Annotated in this window: 17 protein-coding genes, 1 tRNA gene and 1 pseudogene; 10 read left to right on the plus strand and 9 right to left on the minus strand. The window is 74.4% G+C overall.

Features of this window, described 5'->3' with window-relative positions; genetic code table 11:
• Positions 1–6 precede the first annotated feature (6 nt).
• From ACFF45_RS19115 to ACFF45_RS19130, 4 genes are read left to right on the plus strand one after another with little or no spacing between them, the layout of a single operon-like run.
• Positions 7–270 carry a WhiB family transcriptional regulator gene (locus ACFF45_RS19115; protein ID WP_381347519.1) on the plus strand — a complete coding sequence of 88 codons (264 nt, stop codon included), beginning with the start codon at positions 7–9 and terminating at the stop codon, positions 268–270.
• Positions 267–407, plus strand: a complete 141-nt coding sequence (locus ACFF45_RS19120) for a hypothetical protein (RefSeq protein WP_381347521.1) — start codon at positions 267–269, stop codon at positions 405–407. The genes ACFF45_RS19115 and ACFF45_RS19120 overlap by 4 nt, the downstream gene beginning before the upstream one ends.
• Entirely contained in the window at positions 404–736 is a 333-nt protein-coding gene (locus ACFF45_RS19125; RefSeq protein ID WP_381347523.1) for a DUF3140 domain-containing protein, read from the plus strand. Before ACFF45_RS19120 ends, ACFF45_RS19125 begins: the two co-directional genes overlap by 4 nt.
• On the plus strand, positions 733–1,383 hold the full coding sequence (locus ACFF45_RS19130) for an HhH-GDP family DNA glycosylase (protein WP_381347525.1): 651 nt from the start codon (positions 733–735) through the stop codon (positions 1,381–1,383). Before ACFF45_RS19125 ends, ACFF45_RS19130 begins: the two co-directional genes overlap by 4 nt.
• A 319-nt stretch (positions 1,384–1,702) precedes the next feature.
• On the opposite strand, the gene ACFF45_RS19135 is transcribed toward ACFF45_RS19130, so the two are convergent.
• Both ACFF45_RS19135 and ACFF45_RS19140 read right to left on the minus strand, forming a co-directional pair.
• On the minus strand, positions 1,703–2,944 hold the full coding sequence (locus ACFF45_RS19135; protein ID WP_381347527.1) for an amidohydrolase: 1,242 nt from the start codon (positions 2,942–2,944) through the stop codon (positions 1,703–1,705).
• Positions 2,945–3,132: 188 nt separating this feature from the next.
• On the minus strand, positions 3,133–3,894 hold the full coding sequence (locus ACFF45_RS19140) for a calcium-binding protein (RefSeq protein ID WP_381347529.1): 762 nt from the start codon (positions 3,892–3,894) through the stop codon (positions 3,133–3,135).
• A 356-nt stretch (positions 3,895–4,250) separates the two neighbouring features.
• Here ACFF45_RS19140 and ACFF45_RS19145 point away from each other — a divergent pair, with 356 nt between their 5' ends.
• Positions 4,251–5,570 carry a serine/threonine-protein kinase gene (locus tag ACFF45_RS19145; protein ID WP_381347531.1) on the plus strand — a complete coding sequence of 440 codons (1,320 nt, stop codon included), beginning with the start codon at positions 4,251–4,253 and terminating at the stop codon, positions 5,568–5,570.
• Between the two features lie 57 nt (positions 5,571–5,627).
• Here the strand turns inward: ACFF45_RS19145 and ACFF45_RS19150 are convergent, their stop codons facing one another.
• Complete coding sequence (locus ACFF45_RS19150) at positions 5,628–6,509, minus strand: Cof-type HAD-IIB family hydrolase (protein WP_381347533.1); 882 nt, start codon at positions 6,507–6,509, stop codon at positions 5,628–5,630.
• Positions 6,510–6,682: 173 nt separating this feature from the next.
• Between ACFF45_RS19150 and ACFF45_RS19155 the strand changes: the two are divergent.
• Positions 6,683–7,263, plus strand: a pseudogene (locus ACFF45_RS19155) (SAM-dependent methyltransferase); the annotation flags it as partial.
• Positions 7,264–7,435: 172 nt separating this feature from the next.
• Positions 7,436–7,972 (plus strand): NUDIX hydrolase family protein, encoded by a 537-nt coding sequence (locus tag ACFF45_RS19160; protein ID WP_381347535.1) that lies wholly within the window; start codon positions 7,436–7,438, stop codon positions 7,970–7,972.
• 97 nt (positions 7,973–8,069) lie between these two features.
• Here the strand turns inward: ACFF45_RS19160 and ACFF45_RS19165 are convergent, their stop codons facing one another.
• The gene (locus ACFF45_RS19165) at positions 8,070–8,708 is read right to left on the minus strand and encodes a sigma-70 family RNA polymerase sigma factor (RefSeq protein WP_381347537.1); all 639 of its coding nucleotides are present in this window, start codon (positions 8,706–8,708) and stop codon (positions 8,070–8,072) included.
• Positions 8,709–8,887: 179 nt separating this feature from the next.
• A complete protein-coding gene (locus ACFF45_RS19170; RefSeq protein WP_381347539.1) occupies positions 8,888–9,586 on the minus strand; it encodes a hypothetical protein in 699 nt (232 codons plus the stop codon).
• 226 nt (positions 9,587–9,812) lie between these two features.
• Here ACFF45_RS19170 and ACFF45_RS19175 point away from each other — a divergent pair, with 226 nt between their 5' ends.
• Complete coding sequence (locus ACFF45_RS19175) at positions 9,813–10,232, plus strand: TOBE domain-containing protein (RefSeq protein WP_381347541.1); 420 nt, start codon at positions 9,813–9,815, stop codon at positions 10,230–10,232.
• On the opposite strand, the gene ACFF45_RS19180 is transcribed toward ACFF45_RS19175, so the two are convergent.
• Positions 10,198–11,031: a DUF899 domain-containing protein gene (locus ACFF45_RS19180; protein ID WP_381347542.1), complete on the minus strand. Its 834-nt coding sequence runs from the start codon at positions 11,029–11,031 to the stop codon at positions 10,198–10,200. The two genes, ACFF45_RS19175 and ACFF45_RS19180, sit on opposite strands and share 35 nt — an antisense overlap.
• A gap of 162 nt (positions 11,032–11,193) precedes the next feature.
• Here ACFF45_RS19180 and ACFF45_RS19185 point away from each other — a divergent pair, with 162 nt between their 5' ends.
• A complete protein-coding gene (locus tag ACFF45_RS19185) occupies positions 11,194–11,628 on the plus strand; it encodes a Fur family transcriptional regulator (protein WP_381347544.1) in 435 nt (144 codons plus the stop codon).
• Positions 11,629–11,676: 48 nt separating this feature from the next.
• The gene (gene katG / locus ACFF45_RS19190) at positions 11,677–13,896 is read left to right on the plus strand and encodes a catalase/peroxidase HPI (protein WP_381347546.1); all 2,220 of its coding nucleotides are present in this window, start codon (positions 11,677–11,679) and stop codon (positions 13,894–13,896) included.
• Positions 13,897–14,106: 210 nt separating this feature from the next.
• Here katG and ACFF45_RS19195 read toward each other — a convergent pair.
• The 3 genes from ACFF45_RS19195 to ACFF45_RS19205 form a co-directional block, all read right to left on the minus strand.
• Positions 14,107–14,183 (minus strand) — tRNA-Pro (locus ACFF45_RS19195).
• 306 nt (positions 14,184–14,489) lie between these two features.
• The gene (locus ACFF45_RS19200) at positions 14,490–14,849 is read right to left on the minus strand and encodes an MmcQ/YjbR family DNA-binding protein (protein ID WP_381347548.1); all 360 of its coding nucleotides are present in this window, start codon (positions 14,847–14,849) and stop codon (positions 14,490–14,492) included.
• Between the two features lie 30 nt (positions 14,850–14,879).
• The gene (locus ACFF45_RS19205) at positions 14,880–15,413 is read right to left on the minus strand and encodes a GNAT family N-acetyltransferase (protein WP_381347550.1); all 534 of its coding nucleotides are present in this window, start codon (positions 15,411–15,413) and stop codon (positions 14,880–14,882) included.
• Between the last annotated feature and the right edge of the window lie 42 nt (positions 15,414–15,455).

Genomic DNA, 15,455 nt, shown 5'->3' on the forward strand with positions numbered 1-15,455 from the left:
GCCCGCATGGAGTGGTTGCGGCAAGCCGCCTGCGTGGATGAGGACCCCGACTTGTTCTTCCCCGTGGGCACGACGGGACCGGCGCTCAGGGACATGGCGGCCGCGAAACGCGTCTGCGCCCGGTGCACGGTCGTCACCCAGTGTCTGCAGTACGCGCTGAGCAGCGGGCAGACCTCGGGCGTGTGGGGCGGGACGGGCGAGCACGAACGCGCCGCGCTGCTGCGCACCGCGGAGGCCAGGCAGGGCGTGAGAGGAAGCACGGCATCATGACCGCCGCCGGGAGCACCCTGCCCGACGCCGCCCGGCGGGTCGCCCGCGAGGCGCTGCGGGATCCCCCGGTGGACCTGCTCGGGCCGTCACTCACCTGGGCGAGAGCAGCAACGACAGCAAGGGAGGAGACCCCATGACCGACGCACTCGAACTCGACGCGCTGTGGGAGGACTTCCACCGCGTGGTGAACATGACCTCGCAGGAACTGGCCGCCTGGCTGCGGGTCCGCGACGCCGGCGAGGACGCGGAGCCGCTGCCGGAGCAGGCCGGCACCGGCACCGGGCAGCAGGTGCTCGCGATCCTGCAGAAGCGGCGCACCGACCTCACCGACGCCGACGTACGGGTGATGTACGAGGTGGTCGACTCCGTCAGCGCCCGGGCGGACGTGGCGAACGAGCCCGAGCCGGAACAGACCCGGCACCGGCACCAGCTGATGACCCTGGGCCACGACCCGCTGAAGCCATGAACGACCGGGCCCGGCGCGTGGTGGGCGAACTGCTGTCCGCGCACGGACGGACGTACGCCGAGGAGGCGGGCATCCGGCTGCGCGACACGCCGCAGCCGCTGTACCGGCTCCAGGTACTGTCCCTGCTGCTCAGCGCCCGGATCCGCGCCTCGGTGGCCGTCGCGGCGGCGCGCGCCCTGCACGAGGCGGGACTGCGCGACCCGCGCCGGATGGCCGGGGCCGGCTGGCAGGACCGGGTGGACGCCCTGGGCCGGGGCGGCTACCGGCGCTACGACGAGCGCACCGCCACCCAGCTCGGCGACGGCGCGAAACTGCTGACCGAGCGCTGGGGCGGCGATCTGCGGCGGCTGCGCGCGGAGGCCGGCGGCGGGGTTCCCGCCCTGCGCCGGCTGCTCCAGGAGATCCCCGGGGTGGGACCCACGGGCGCCGACATCTTCCTGCGCGAGGTCCAGCGGGTCTGGCCCGAGGCCGCTCCGTACCTGGACGCCAAGGCGCTGTCCGGGGCGGAGCGGCTCGGCCTGCCGAAGGACCCGGACCGCCTGCTGAAGCTCGCCGGCGACACCGAACCGGCCGTGCTCGCCGCCGCGTTGGTGCGGGCGGCGCTGGACGAGAAGGTGGCCGAGGACAGTCTGCGCCGGTCCGCGTGACCGAGCACCGGCCCGGGACTGACCCGTCACCACGGCGATGTCGGCGCCGGACTCACGGCCCGCCGCACCCGGGTCCCGGCAGCCCGCCACGGACCACGGACCGGCCCCGCCCGGTGCCGCACCCGGGTCCCGGCAGCCCGCCACGGACCACGGACCACGTACCAGCCCCGCCCGGTGCCGCACCCCGGAGATCCGCAGCCCGCCACGGACCACGTACCGGCCCCGCCCGGTGCCGCTCCTGCCGCCCGACGCGCCCGGGATCCCGCAGCCCCGCCACGGACCACCCGCGGACCCCGCGGACCGCGTCGCCCGGGCTCGGCTACGCGAGTCGGCTCAGCGCCGCCGACACCAGGGTCCGGACCCCCGGGACGAGCACCTGCGGGTCCGGCGCGAACAGTGGGCTGTGGTTGCTCGGGACGTTGCCCAGCCGCTCCAGCAGGCCCTCGCCCGGCGCCGCCTCCCACACCTCGGCCGGCGTGGTCGTGACGAACCAGTAGTCGTACGGCACGCCCGCCGGCGCCAGCAGGGAGAAGTCCTCGCTGCCCATCGCCGGGCCGAAGTCGAGGACGCCGGGGGCGCCGAACAGCGCGCGGTGCACGGACGCGATCTCCTGGTCCAGAAACGCGTCGTTGACGGTGTTCGGGTACCCGGGCCGGACGGTGACGCCGGGCGGCCGCGGGCAGCCGGCGGCCTGGCACTCGCCGGTGACCACGCGGTGCACGGCGGCCAGGACGCGCTCGCGCACCCGGGGGTCCTGGGTGCGCAGGTTGAGCGCGAGCCGGGCTTCGGCCGGGATGACGTTGGCCCGCGTCCCGGCGTGGAACTGCCCCACCGTCAGCACCGCCGACTCCGCCGCCGCGACCTCACGGGCGACCACCGACTGCAGCCGGGTGACGATGTACGCGGCGGTCACCACCGGGTCGACGGTCGTCTCCGGGCGTGAGCCGTGGCCGCCGACGCCGTGCACGACGACGTCGATGTCGTCGGAGGCCGACATGATCAGGCCGGGGGTGTGCGCGTACAGACCGGCGGGACCGGGCACGGCGTGCTGGCCGAACAGCGCGTCCGGGCGCGGGAAGCGCTCGTGCGCCCCGTCGGCGACCATGGCCGCCGCTCCCCCGCCGGACTCCTCGGCCGGCTGGCCGACCACCACGAGCGTGCCCGACCAGCCCTCCCGGCCGGCCGCGAGCGCCTCGGCGGCACCGATCAGCCAGGTGACGTGCAGGTCGTGGCCGCAGGCGTGCATCACACCGTCGACGGTGGAGGCGTGCGGCAGGCCCGTGGCCTCCCGGACGGGCAGCGCGTCCATGTCGCCGCGCAGCCAGACGACCGGCCCGTCCCCGTTGGCGAGCACCCCGACGACACCGGTCCGGCCGACCCCTTCCGTCACCGCGTATCCCGCGGCGCGCAGCCGGCCGGCCAGCCGGGCGGCGGTGCGGTGCTCCCGGAAGGCGAGTTCGGGGTGGCGGTGCAGATCGCGGTAGAGGTCCTCCAGGCCGTCGGGCCGGACACCGGCGGTCAGTTCGAGGGTCAGGCGGGCGACGGCGGCGGGCTCGCTCATGCTGCTCCTTCTCCTGCGACGTGGGCACGCTCACCGAACGGTGCCGCGTGCCGGGGTGCTGGGACCTGCGGTGGCCATCCTGCCGTGCGGGCGCGCGGCCCGGCCGGTCCTCCCCCGCGGCGGCCCGGAACGGCGAGGCGCCGGGCCCCTGGTGGGTGCCCGGCGCCTCGTCGCCGTTCGCGTACCGCCTACTTGACGTCGACCGCGTCACCGACGGCGACCGCGCCGTTGACGGTGGAGTCGCCCTTGTGGAGCCAGCGCCAGGAACCGTCGGCCGAGGCCGTGACGGTGGTCCTCAGCGCGCCGCCGCTGCCGGTCTGCACCGTCTTGACCGTGCGGTAGGAGCCCCCGACGGGCCGGAACTGCAGTTCCACCGTCCTGCCGGACCGCCCGACGTACGTGTGGGTGTGCCAGTCCGCGTGCGCCAGCTTGCCGGTGACGGTCAGGGTCTCGCCCTTCACCACCGGCTCCGGGCCGGCGGCGGTGTGGGCCAGGGTGGAGGCCCGCTTGACCGCGGTCGGGTACAGGCCGCCCTTGCCGACGACGTTGTGCTCGCTGTCCACCGCCTGGAGGTAGACGTGCCAGGTACCCGCGACACCGTTGTCGGTCAACGTCTTCGGGTCGATCGCCAGGGTCTGCTCGCAGCGCGCGACGGTCGCGCTCAGGTCCCGGCAGGAGGGCTGGGCGACGGGGCTGGTCGAGGCGCTCCAGGAGTCGAAGCCGCCCGCGTACAGGGTCGCCTGGGTGAAGTACAGCTCGTGGCCGTGGTGCACGCTGTAGTGCACGCGGAAGGCCCGGGGCGTGCCGGTACCCACCACCAGCGGCCGGCCGCTGTTGATCGCGATGCTGGAGAACGTGATCGGGTTCTCCTCCGCCTGGGCCGCCGGAGCGGCGAACGCGGAGAGAGCCAGGGCGCCGCAGACGGCCCCCACGAAAGAACGCATACGCACGTCGGTGTCCCCACCTCAGCCCGTCGGAACCGTCCGGACGGGATCTTGATGACGACCGGAGCGTAAGACCGGTTACGGCCGGCCGAACAAGAAGAAGATCCACTGTTACAGAGTCAGAACATCGGTTGAACGCTACACGAACACCGGCCCGGCGCGGCCCGCTCGGGCCTCCCCCCGCCCCGCGCCACCGGGCGCCACCGGCCCGCGCCACCGGGCCGTCCGCACGGGTGATCATGAGCACCGCCTCACGGCCGGTACGCTGTGGCAGCTGCGGCAATCCCCCCACCTCCCCCGCAACGGCGGTGAGTTACGGCCTGCGGCGCCGAGACGACACACAGCATGAGGATGAATCACAGGTGCTCATAGCGGGCCGGTACCAGCTGCAGGATCCGATCGGGCGCGGCGCGATGGGAGAGGTCTGGCGGGCGTACGACCAGACGCTCGGCAGACCGGTCGCCGTCAAGCTGCTGCTGCCCCAGGACTCCGACCCGACGGCCGCGTCACGTTTCCGGCTGGAGGCGCAGACCGCCGGGCGGCTGCATCACCCGTACGTGGTCGGCGTACTGGACTTCGGCTCGTACGAGGACCGGCTCTTCCTGGTGATGGAGCTGGTGGACGGCGACAGCCTGGCCCGGGTGCTCGCCGACACGGGCCCGCAGCCCGCCGAGCGCGTGGCGCGGATCGCCGCCCAGGCGGCCGCCGGGCTGGCCGCCGCCCACCAGCAGGGCATCGTGCACCGCGACATCAAACCGGCCAACCTGCTGCTGGACGCCGACGGCACGCTGAAGATCGGCGACTTCGGCATCGCCCGCTTCCTGGACGACCCGGCCGCCGCGCTCACCGCCACCGGCCAGATCGTCGGCACCAGCCTCTACCTCGCCCCGGAGCGCGCGCTCGGCCGGCCCGCGGGCCCGGCCAGTGACGTCTACTCGCTGGGCTGCGTGCTGTACCAGCTCCTCACCGGCCACCCCCCGTTCCAGGCCGACACCCCGATCGCCATCCTCCACCAGCATCTGGACGCCACCCCGGTGCCGCCCCGGCAGCTCGGCGCCGAGCTGCCGCCCGCCTTCGAGAACTACCTGCTGGGCCTGCTGGCCAAGCAGCCCGAGCACCGGCCCGCCGCCGCGCAGGTCTCCGAGTGGTTCACGGCCGGGGCCTGGCAGGGCCGCCCCGAGCCGCTGCCGGCCACCGCCCCGGCGCCCGCCGCGCCGGCCGCGTCGCAGCCGGCCCGGACCGACGGGACCGGCCCGGCGACGACGTACATGCTGCCGTCCGGCCCGAGGGCCGCGGCCCGGCGCCGTCCCCGGACCGGGGCGCGGAGCGCGCTCGTGCGGCCGGGTGTGGCCGGGACCGCCGCCGCGGTGACGCTGTTCCTGGCCGCCATGGTCGCCGGCATGCTGTGGTTCGCGCCCGACGACATGGCCGCCGAGGGCTCCGAGAACTCCCCCGGCGCCACTCCCGCGGTCACCGGCACGGCCACCCCGCCGCCCTCCGGCCCGGCCGCGTCCGCCTCCCCGGCCGGGTCCGCCACCCCGGCCGCCCGGACGTCGCCCACCCCCGTCGCGGCGTACACCGGGGAGAAGGCCCAGGACGGTGAGAAGGCCCAGGAGGAGAAGCCGGAGCGGCGGCGGCAGGGCGGGGACGAAGGCGACGACGGGGACGACGGCGACGACTGACGCCCGGCGCGCGCCCGCACCGCCCGGGCAGGGGCAGATCCGGCCGGGCCGGATCCGTCAGTGCCGCACGGCCGGCAGGCCCAGCACCCGCGTGATCACGCGGAGCACGCCGTTGTCGGTGTTGGCCGGGGCCAGGTGGCGGGCGCGGCGGATGATCTCCGGGTGGGCGTTCGCCATGGCGAAGGACCACTCGGCGGTGTCCAGCATCTCCAGGTCGTTGAGGTAGTCGCCGAACACCATGGTCTGCGCCGGCGTGATGCCGAGCTCGCGCTGGAGGCGCCGGACGGCGGCGCCCTTGTCGGCGGTGCGGTTCATGAGGTCGACCCAGTGCTCGCCGGAGACGACGACCTGGTGGGTGGCGCGGAACCGGGCGAGGGCCGGGGCGGTGCCGCGCTCGGCGGGCCCGAAGTCGTACACGGCGACCTTGAGGATGTCGTCCTGGACCGCGGTGACGTCGTCGACCGCGCGGTGCTCGACGTAGTACTTGCGCACCTCGGCCAGGAAGGGCTCGTCGGCGCGCTCGACGTACGCGGACCGCTTGCCGCAGACCACCGCCCCCACGTCGGCGCCGTCGGCCGCGAGCCGCCGTACCGCCTCGACGACGTCCGCGACGACGGCCGGGGCCAGCGGGTCGGAGCTCAGTTCGACACCGTTCCGGACGACGTACGTGCCGTTCTCCGCGATGAACACCATGCCCTCGGCCGCCGGGGCGAACTCGCGCGCCAGCGTGGCGTACTGGCGGCCGCTCGCCGGGCTGAACAGCACCCCGCGCTCGCGCAGCTGCCCCAGCACCTCCCACAGCCCGGCCGGGACGCGCTTGTCGTCGTCCAGCAGGGTGCCGTCCATGTCGGTGACGACGAGCCGGATGTCGGGGGTGCCGTGCGCCGCGGGGTCGCGGGAGTCGTCGGTGGCGGGCGGGGACGTGTGGGAGTAGGGCATGTCCTGTTCCTGGGGCGCTCGGCCGCGCCGCTCGTCGTTCCGGATGCGACCGTCAACCCTACCGGGACCCTCATCCGTACGGGCGAGGCCCCGGTCCCCCGGTTCCCGCCCCGCGCCGATCTTGGGCACGGCACAATGGCGGGACTGCGGTACGGGCGAGGAGGGAACGGGACGTGGGCGACGCTCCCCTCCCGGCGGACGGAACGGCACGCCGGAACACCGGTGTGGCGCACACCGCACGGGTCCGGAACCACTGGATCGGCGGCAAGGACGACTACGAGGTCGGCCACCGGGTCGGTGACCACGTCGCCGCGGTGTTCCCGCTGTTCCGGGACATCGCCCGGGCGGACCACGCGTTCCTGGGCCGGACGGTGGCGTTCCTGGCCGGGGAGCGCGGGGTGCGGCAGTCCCCGGACCTCGGCACCGGGCTGCCGGCGGCGGACAGCACGCACGAGGCGGCGCAGCGCGTCGCGCCGGACGCGCGGATCGTCCACGTCGACGACGACCCGGCCGTGCCGGACACCGACGAGGCCCGGGACATCGTGCGCCGGGCCGTGGCCGCCGTCCCCTCGGGCAGCCACCTGGCATGACACACCCCGCGCACGACGCCGAGCTGGGCGGCGAGGGCCGGATCCCGGCCATGGAGTTGTGGAGCGAGAACGCCACCCCGCCGGCCACCGCCCGCGGCGGCGCCGGGATCGCGTCGTTCCCCGACGGCCTGGACCCGCTCGAACCGGGCCTGGTGTCGTGTTCCGCCTGACGCCCCGTCCTCCGGGCTCCCGTCGGGGTACCGCAGGACGGCGCGGTGGCGGCACACCGGGACACCGGGGCGCCGGTGTCCGGCACGCGGGGATCGCCGGGCGGGACGGGACAATGCCCGCCGGGTCTACCGGTTTTCCGGCGACACCTGAAAGTATGATCACCCAATGTCTGACATGACCGAGACCACGCCCGGCTGGCTGACCCCCGACGAGCTGGAGATGGCGCGCGCCCGCATGCCGATCCTGTACGTCGAGGCGGTGCCGGTGCGCGTCGACGACAGCGGTGAAGTCACCAGCATCGGCCTGCTGCTGCGCATCGGACCGGACGGCACGGTCAGTCGCACCCTGGTCTCCGGCCGGGTCCTGCACCACGAGCGGGTCCGGGACGCCCTGCTGCGGCACCTGGAGAAGGACCTCGGCCCGGTGGCGCTCCCCCGGATCCCGTCCTCGCTCCAGCCCTTCACGGTCGCCGAGTACTTCCCGACCCAGGGCATCACGCCGTACCACGACCCGCGCCAGCACGCGGTGTCACTGGCCTACGTCGTCCCGGTCACCGGCGACTGCCGGCCCCGGCAGGACGCGCTCGACCTGGAGTGGTTCGACCCGCACGAGGCGGCCTCGCCCGCGTTGCAGAGCGAGATGCCGGGCGGCCACGGGGTGCTGCTGAAGCAGGCGCTGGCGCACGTGGGGCTGGCGTTCTGATCCACCGCGCCCGGCCCCTCGTCGCCCGGGGCGGGCGGCGCCCCGGGCGGACGGAGGGGGCCGGTGACAGCCGGCCTCCTCCGTGTGCCCGGGGTTCTCAGGCGGCCAGCGCGGGCGGCCCGTCCGCCGCCGCGAGCAGGTCGGCGAGCGTGGCGCGGGCCCGGTTCACCCGGGAGCGGACGGTGCCGACCGGGCAGCCGCTCAGTGCGGCCGCCTCCGCGTACGGCAGCCCGAGCAGCTGGGTGAGCACGAAGGCCTGCCGGCGCTCCTCGGGCAGCGCGGCCAGCAGGTCGAGCAGGGCGATGCCGTCGTCGAAGCCGGGCAGGCCGCGCGGCTGGGCGCGCTCTACGGCCGGCAGCCAGTCGGGGACGTCGCTCCGGCGCGGCCGGGCGGCGGCGTGCCGGTAGCTGTCGATCACCGCGCGGCGCGCGATCGACAGCAGCCAGGCCCGGGCGGAGCAGCGCCCCTCGAACCGGTGCAGACTGCCGAGCGCCCGCAGGAAGGTGTCCTGCGCCAGGTCGTCGACGGCCTGCGGGTCGCCGCACAGATGGGCGACGTAGCGCAGGACGTCCCGGTGCAGGGCGCGCACGAAGCGGTCGACGGCGGCCGGATCACCGCCGCGGGCGGCCAGCGCCCAGGTGGTCGCCGACTCGTCGGCGGCATGGGCCGCGGGGCCTTCGGTGGTCTCGGGGTCCTCGGATCTCCCGCGCGGGGCGGGCGGGGCAGGAGTGATCACCTGGTGTCCTTCTCGGGTTCCGTGCCGATCCCGGCCGGCGGCGCGCGGGCGCGCGGGCGGTCCGTGATCCGCGGGCATGGGGAGTCCGGCCGTACGGCGTCCTGGGCGGTCCCGGACGACCGCGCGCGTACGACCGCGGCCCGGGGCGCGTGTGCGCTGCCCCGGGTCACCGGCTGTCGTCAGACAGCGGTCCCCAGGGGCGGGCCCCGAGAGGTGATCGCGTGGACGAGGAGAAGACGTCGCGGTGCCCGCGCCGACCGGCGGCGCCGCGGACGGGGGCGCGGGCGGGGCGGCGGGGCGGCCATCACGAGCGGCAGCCGCAGCGGCGCCGCCAGCCATCCGGCCACGGCGCGCAGGATGCGGAACGCGGCCCGCTCGCCGTGCGCGAGCCACAGGCCGCACAGCAGCGCGGCCAGCAGGTGGGCGGCGGCCATGCCGAACGAGGTCGAGCCGTCCATGACGTGGCCCACGCCCGCGGCGTGGACCGCGTCGACGGCGTCCGGGGAGTGCGGGTGCGCCGCGCCGCTGTGCGGCCCCGCCCCGTGCGCGGCGCCCGAGTGCGTCGCCGCCATGGCGTGCTCCACGGCACCGGAGCCGCTGGGGGCCGCGTTCCGGCCGGCGGCCGCCGGCCGGGCGGCGGAGAAGAAGGAGTGCAGGGCCGTCTGGGCGGTGACCACGACGGTCACGATCACGGGCAGTCCGCGTTCGCGGCCGGCCAGCCCCCAGCCCGCGACGCCGGTCGCGGCGGCCGCGCCGGCCAGCGCCCACCAGGGCACGTGACGGCCGGACATCAGCACGTGTCCCAGGGCGGCGAGCAGCACGCAGACGGCCGCGAACACCGCGGCCCGCATCGTGCGGGACCCCCACCCGACAGTCATGACGCCCCTCATCCTCGCACCTGGTGCCCGGCCGTCAACGGTGGGTACGGAATTCGGGGGTGCGGGCCCCTCAATCCGAGACATGTGATTCGCGCCACACGCATGTGCCGGAACCGGCACGCCGCCGGCGTGGATCACGACCACGGGCCGACCCGGTTACGGTGGGCGCACAGCGAGCCCCCTTCCTCACCCTTTCACCCTTTCACCCCTTTCGAGGTGTCTCCTCATGACTCTGAGCATCCGCAACCAGCTGCCCGGCACCGTCACCACCGTCACCCCCGGCGAGGTCATGGCGGCCGTCACGGTCCGCCTCGACGGCGGGCAGGACATCACCGCGGCGATCACCGTGGACGCGGTCCGGGAGCTGGGCCTGGCCGAGGGGTCCGCCGTGCTCGCGCTCGTGAAGGCCACGGAGGTCGCCCTCGCCACCGGCCCGGTGCAAGGACTGTCCGTCCGCAACCGGCTGAGCGGCACGGTGCTGGCGGTCGGCACGGGCGGCGCGATGGCGTCCGTCCGGGTCGCGGTGGAGGGCGGCGAGCTGACGTCCGTGATCACCCGGGACGCGGTCGAGGACCTGCGACTGGCGCCCGGCTCCCCCGTGGTCGCCCTGGTCAAGGCGACGGAGGTGTCCCTGGCGGCGCGGTGACACCGGCCGTGGGGCCGTACTCGTCGGGGAGCCGCAGCGCGGGCCCGCCGGCGTGCAGGCCGAGGGGCTCGGCCCGGCCCCTGGGCTCCCCCCAGGCCTCCTGGCGGCCCAGGGCGGTGAGGTCGAGGTAGTTGTCGCCGTTGTGGAACTCCTCGATGCCCCGGCCGAACGCGGAGTAGGTGTGGAAGACCTCGTCGCCGGCCCGCAGGAACGCGCTGACGGCCGGGTAGTCGCCGCGCCGGCTCGCGTCCCACGGCCGGCCGGCGGCGGCGAGCTCGTCCGCGGTGCGGTAGTCGAGCAGCACGGGGGCGACCCGCTCGTCGAGCGTGGTGTGGAAGTCGTAGGGGAAGTCGCTGCCCGCGGCCGAGTACCAGGGGAACGTCCAGCCCATCCGCGCGCGGTACGCGGCGATCAAGGGGTACGGCGCCCTGGAGACCGCGGCCAGGGACGTGCGGCGGACGTGCAGCTGGCGCAGCCGGGCGGGGATCTGGTCGGCGGCGGAGGAGCAGCTGGGACAGCCGTGGTCGCGGGGGCGCTCGGTGCCGTCGGCGTCGATGTCGTAGACCCACATGAAGTGGTGCACGACCAGTTGCGGACGCCCTTCGAACAGGTCGAGCAGCCCGACCGTCCCGTCCGGGCCCTCGAAGGTGTAGGGCTTGTCGACGCGGACCATCGGCAGCCGTCGCCGCCGCGCGTTGACCCGGTCGCGCGCCCAGGTCAGCTCCTTCTCCTCGGCCAGCAGCTCCCTGCGGGCCGCCAGCCACTCCTCGCGGGACACCACCTCGGGCAGATCCGCCATGGCCGTCACCCTCTCCGTGGCCGCGCCGACGCCCCGGTCACCATGCTTGCCCCTTCCGCCGCCCGCCACCACCCCGCGCGGACGGGGCGCCGTACCCCCGTCTCAGAATTTAACCCTTCGTTTTCTTGAATCGTTCGTGTTTAGCGCGATAGGTTCAGCGCCATGACCGCGTCCCACCACCCGACCACCGCCGACGAGCTGCGCCATGCCGGCCTGCGGGTGACGGCCGCACGTGTCGCACTGCTGGAGACCGTCCGGGGCGGCGACCACCTGGGCGTCGAGGCGATCGCGTCCGGGGTGCGCGACCGCGTGGGCCACATCTCCCTGCAAGCGGTGTACGAGGCCCTGCACGCGCTGACCTCGGCGGGACTCGTCCGCCGGATCGAGCCGGCCGGCAGCGCCGCCCGGTACGAGGGACGCGTCGGGGACAACCACCACCACCTCGTGTGCCGGTCCTGCGGCACGGTCACCGACGTCGACTGCGCGACCGGCGAGGCGCCCTGCCTGACCGCGTCCGACGACCACGGCTTCGCGATCGACGAGGCCGAGGTCATCTACTGGGGCCTGTGCCCCGCCTGCTCCACCCGCAGTTCCTGAGCACCCTGACGCAGAGCACCCAGATGCACGTCCTAAAGAAGGATTTCCATGGCTGAGAACCCTGATGCAATCGTCACCGACCCCAAGGCGGAGGGCACGGGCGGCTGCCCGGTCGCGCACGACCGCGCCCTGCACCCCACGCAGGGCGGTGGCAACCGCCAGTGGTGGCCGGAGCGCCTCAACCTGAAGATCCTCGCCAAGAACCCGCCCGTGGCCAACCCGCTGGGTGAGAAGTTCGACTACGCCGAGGCGTTCCAGGCGCTCGACCTCGCGGCCGTGAAACAGGACATCGCCGAGGTGCTGACGACCTCGCAGGACTGGTGGCCCGCCGACTTCGGCCACTACGGTCCGCTGATCATCCGGATGGCGTGGCACAGCGCGGGCACCTACCGCATCAGCGACGGCCGCGGTGGCGCCGGCGCCGGCCAGCAGCGCTTCGCGCCGCTGAACAGCTGGCCGGACAACGCCAACCTGGACAAGGCCCGCCGTCTGCTGTGGCCGGTGAAGAAGAAGTACGGCCAGAGCCTGTCCTGGGCCGACCTGATGATCCTCGCCGGCAACGTCGCCCTGGAGACGATGGGCTTCGAGACCTTCGGCTTCGCCGGTGGCCGTGAGGACGTCTGGGAGCCGGAGGAGGACGTCTACTGGGGTCCCGAGACCACCTGGCTCGACGACCGGCGCTACAGCGGCGACCGCGAGCTGGAGAGCCCCCTCGGCGCCGTCCAGATGGGCCTGATCTACGTCAACCCGGAGGGCCCCAACGGCAACCCGGACCCGCTGGCCGCGGCCCGCGACATCCGTGAGACGTTCCGCCGGATGGCGATGAACGACGAGGAGACCGTCGCCCTCATCGCCGGTGGCCACACCTTCGGCAAGACGCACGGCGCCGGCCCGGCGGACCACGTCGGCAACGACCCCGAGGCCGCCTCCCTGGAGGAGCAGGGCCTGGGCTGGAAGAGCACCTTCGGCACCGGCAAGGGCGGCGACACCATCACCTCCGGCCTGGAGGTGACCTGGACCAGCACGCCCACGCAGTGGAGCAACGGCTTCTTCAAGAACCTGTTCGAGTTCGAGTACGAGCTCACCGAGTCCCCGGCCGGCGCCAAGCAGTGGGTCGCCAAGGATGCCGAGGAGATCATCCCGGACGCGCACGACCCGTCGAAGAAGCACCGCCCGACGATGCTCACCACCGACCTGTCGCTGCGCTTCGACCCGGTCTACGAGCCGATCTCCCGCCGCTTCTACGAGAACCCGCAGGAGTTCGCGGACGCCTTCGCCCGCGCCTGGTACAAGCTGACCCACCGTGACATGGGCCCGAAGTCGCTGTACCTCGGCCCGGAGGTCCCGGAGGAGACCCTGCTGTGGCAGGACCCGCTGCCGGAGGCCGAGGGCGAGGTCATCGGCGCCGAGGAGATCGCGGCCCTGAAGGCCAGGCTCCTCGGCTCGGGCCTGACCGTCTCGCAGCTGGTGAGCACCGCCTGGGCGTCGGCCTCGACGTTCCGCGCCAGCGACAAGCGCGGCGGCGCCAACGGCGCCCGTGTCCGCCTGGAGCCGCAGCGCGGCTGGGAGGTCAACGACCCCGAGCGGCTCGCCACGGTCCTGCGCACCCTGGAGAACGTCCAGCAGGAGTTCAACGCGGGCTCCGCCAAGAAGGTCTCCCTGGCCGACCTGATCGTGCTCGGCGGCTGCGCCGGCGTGGAGAAGGCCGCCAAGGACGCCGGTCACGACATCGAGGTGCCCTTCACCCCGGGCCGTGTCGACGCGACGGAGGAGCACACCGACGCCGAGTCGTTCGCCGCGCTGGAGCCGACCGCGGACGGCTTCCGCAACTACCTCGGCAAGGGCAACCGCCTGCCCGCGGAGTACCTGCTGCTCGACCGGGCCAACCTGCTGTCGCTCAGCGCCCCCGAGATGACGGTGCTCGTCGGCGGCCTGCGCGTGCTGGGCGCCAACCACGCCCAGTCCAAGCACGGTGTCCTCACCGAGAACCCGGGCACGCTGACGAACGACTTCTTCGTCAACCTGCTCGACCTGGGCACGACGTGGCGGTCGACCTCCGAGGACCAGACCGCCTTCGAGGCCCGCGACGCCGCCACCGGCGAGGTCAAGTGGACCGGCACCCGCGCCGACCTGGTCTTCGGCTCGAACTCCGAGCTGCGCGCCGTCGCGGAGGTCTACGCGAGCGACGACGCCGAGGAGAAGTTCGTCCAGGACTTCGTCGCCGCCTGGGACAAGGTCATGAACGCCGACCGGTTCGACCTGGTCTGACATCGACCCGAGGCCGTCCGACCGGTGCCCGCAGGGGCCGGTCGGACGGCCTCGGCCGTTCCCGCACATGACCGTTCCCGCACATGGCCGTTCCCGGTCCATGGCCGTTCCCCGGTACGCGGCCGTGACCGGCGCACGGCACAGGCCGGCACCCAACGGAAAGGCCGCCTTCCCATTTCTGAGAAGACGGCCTGCGACCTGCGATGAAGCTGGTCGGGACGACAGGATTTGAACCTGCGACCCCTTGACCCCCAGTCAAGTGCGCTACCAAGCTGCGCCACGTCCCGGTGCGGTCTGACCTGGGGATTCCCCCGGGTGAACGCGCAGGGAAACAATACCGCACTCGGGCCGGTGGTCGCGCATCCGTTTACCGGTCGGCCGGCGGAGTGCGCGGGGGGGGGCGTCGACGCGCACCAGGCCGCGTATCGCGGGCACCGCGAGCAGGGCGGTCACGACGACGGAGCTCATCGAGCCGGAGACGAGCAGGACCCGGTCCGCGCCGAGGGCCGCGGCGGCGGGGCCCGCTTGCACCGACAACCCGGCCTCGCCCCGGGGATCATGCCACCCCGTGTCGGTGACCCCGGCGGGATTGCTCAGGCCCCGGCCGGCCGTCCCAACTCCGGATAGGCCTCCAGCAGTCGGGGCGGCGCGGCCTGCCGCCAGGAGTCGGCGAGGATGTCGCGCAGCTCGTGCTCGTCCTCCAGGGCGGCCAGCCGCGCCCGCACCCAGGCGAACTGCGCCTCGTGATCGGCCACCCAGAACTTCTCCGGCTCTGCCAGGACCAGTTCCTCGCGCTCCTCCTTGGGGCAGCGCACGGCGATGGAGGTCTCGTCCTCGGGCAGCGTGGCGAACATCTTGTCCGCGACCCGGAAGGTGGGCATGTTCCAGGCGGTCTTCTCCGTCGTGTCCGGCAGGGACAGGGCGATTCGGCGTACGTCGTCGGCATCCGGCATGAGACGCAAGGTAGCGCCTGGCACTGACAGTCACCCGGCGACCGCGGCCGCCCCGACCTGCTTGTAGTAGACGGTGGTCGGCCGCAGCACCCCGGCCGGGCTCGCCGCGTAGCCGGGGATCGCGCCGAGCCGGGTCCAGCCGGCCGTCCGGTAGAGCTGCTCGGCGGGGCTGTCGGTCTCGGTGTCCAGGTGCAGGAGGGTGACCCCGGCCGCGACGGCCGCCCGCTCGGCGGTGTCCAGCAGCCGCCGCCCCAGGCCCCGGCCGCGCGCCCGGCGGTGCACCATCAGCTTCACCAGCTCCGCCCGGTGCCGGCTGTTGGGCTTGTCCGGGAAGGCCAGGCTCACGGTGCCGGCCACCCCGGTGTCGTCGTACGCCGCCCAGACCGCCAGCGCGCCGGCGGCCACCCCGGCGGCCCGCCCCCGCCACCACGCCAGGGCCTCGGCACGGCCGAGCGGCGCGAGGAAGCCCACCAACGCGCCGCTGTCGACCGCGTCGACCAGCAGCGCGGCCAACTCCGCCGCGGCGTCGGCCACGTGCGCCTCGTCCAGCGCTCGTACGATCACGGCCGCACCACCGCCAGCACGTACCGGGCGGCCCCGTCCCCC

The organism is Streptomyces cinereospinus (assembly GCF_042430725.1).
GTDB lineage: Bacteria > Actinomycetota > Actinomycetes > Streptomycetales > Streptomycetaceae > Streptomyces > Streptomyces cinereospinus.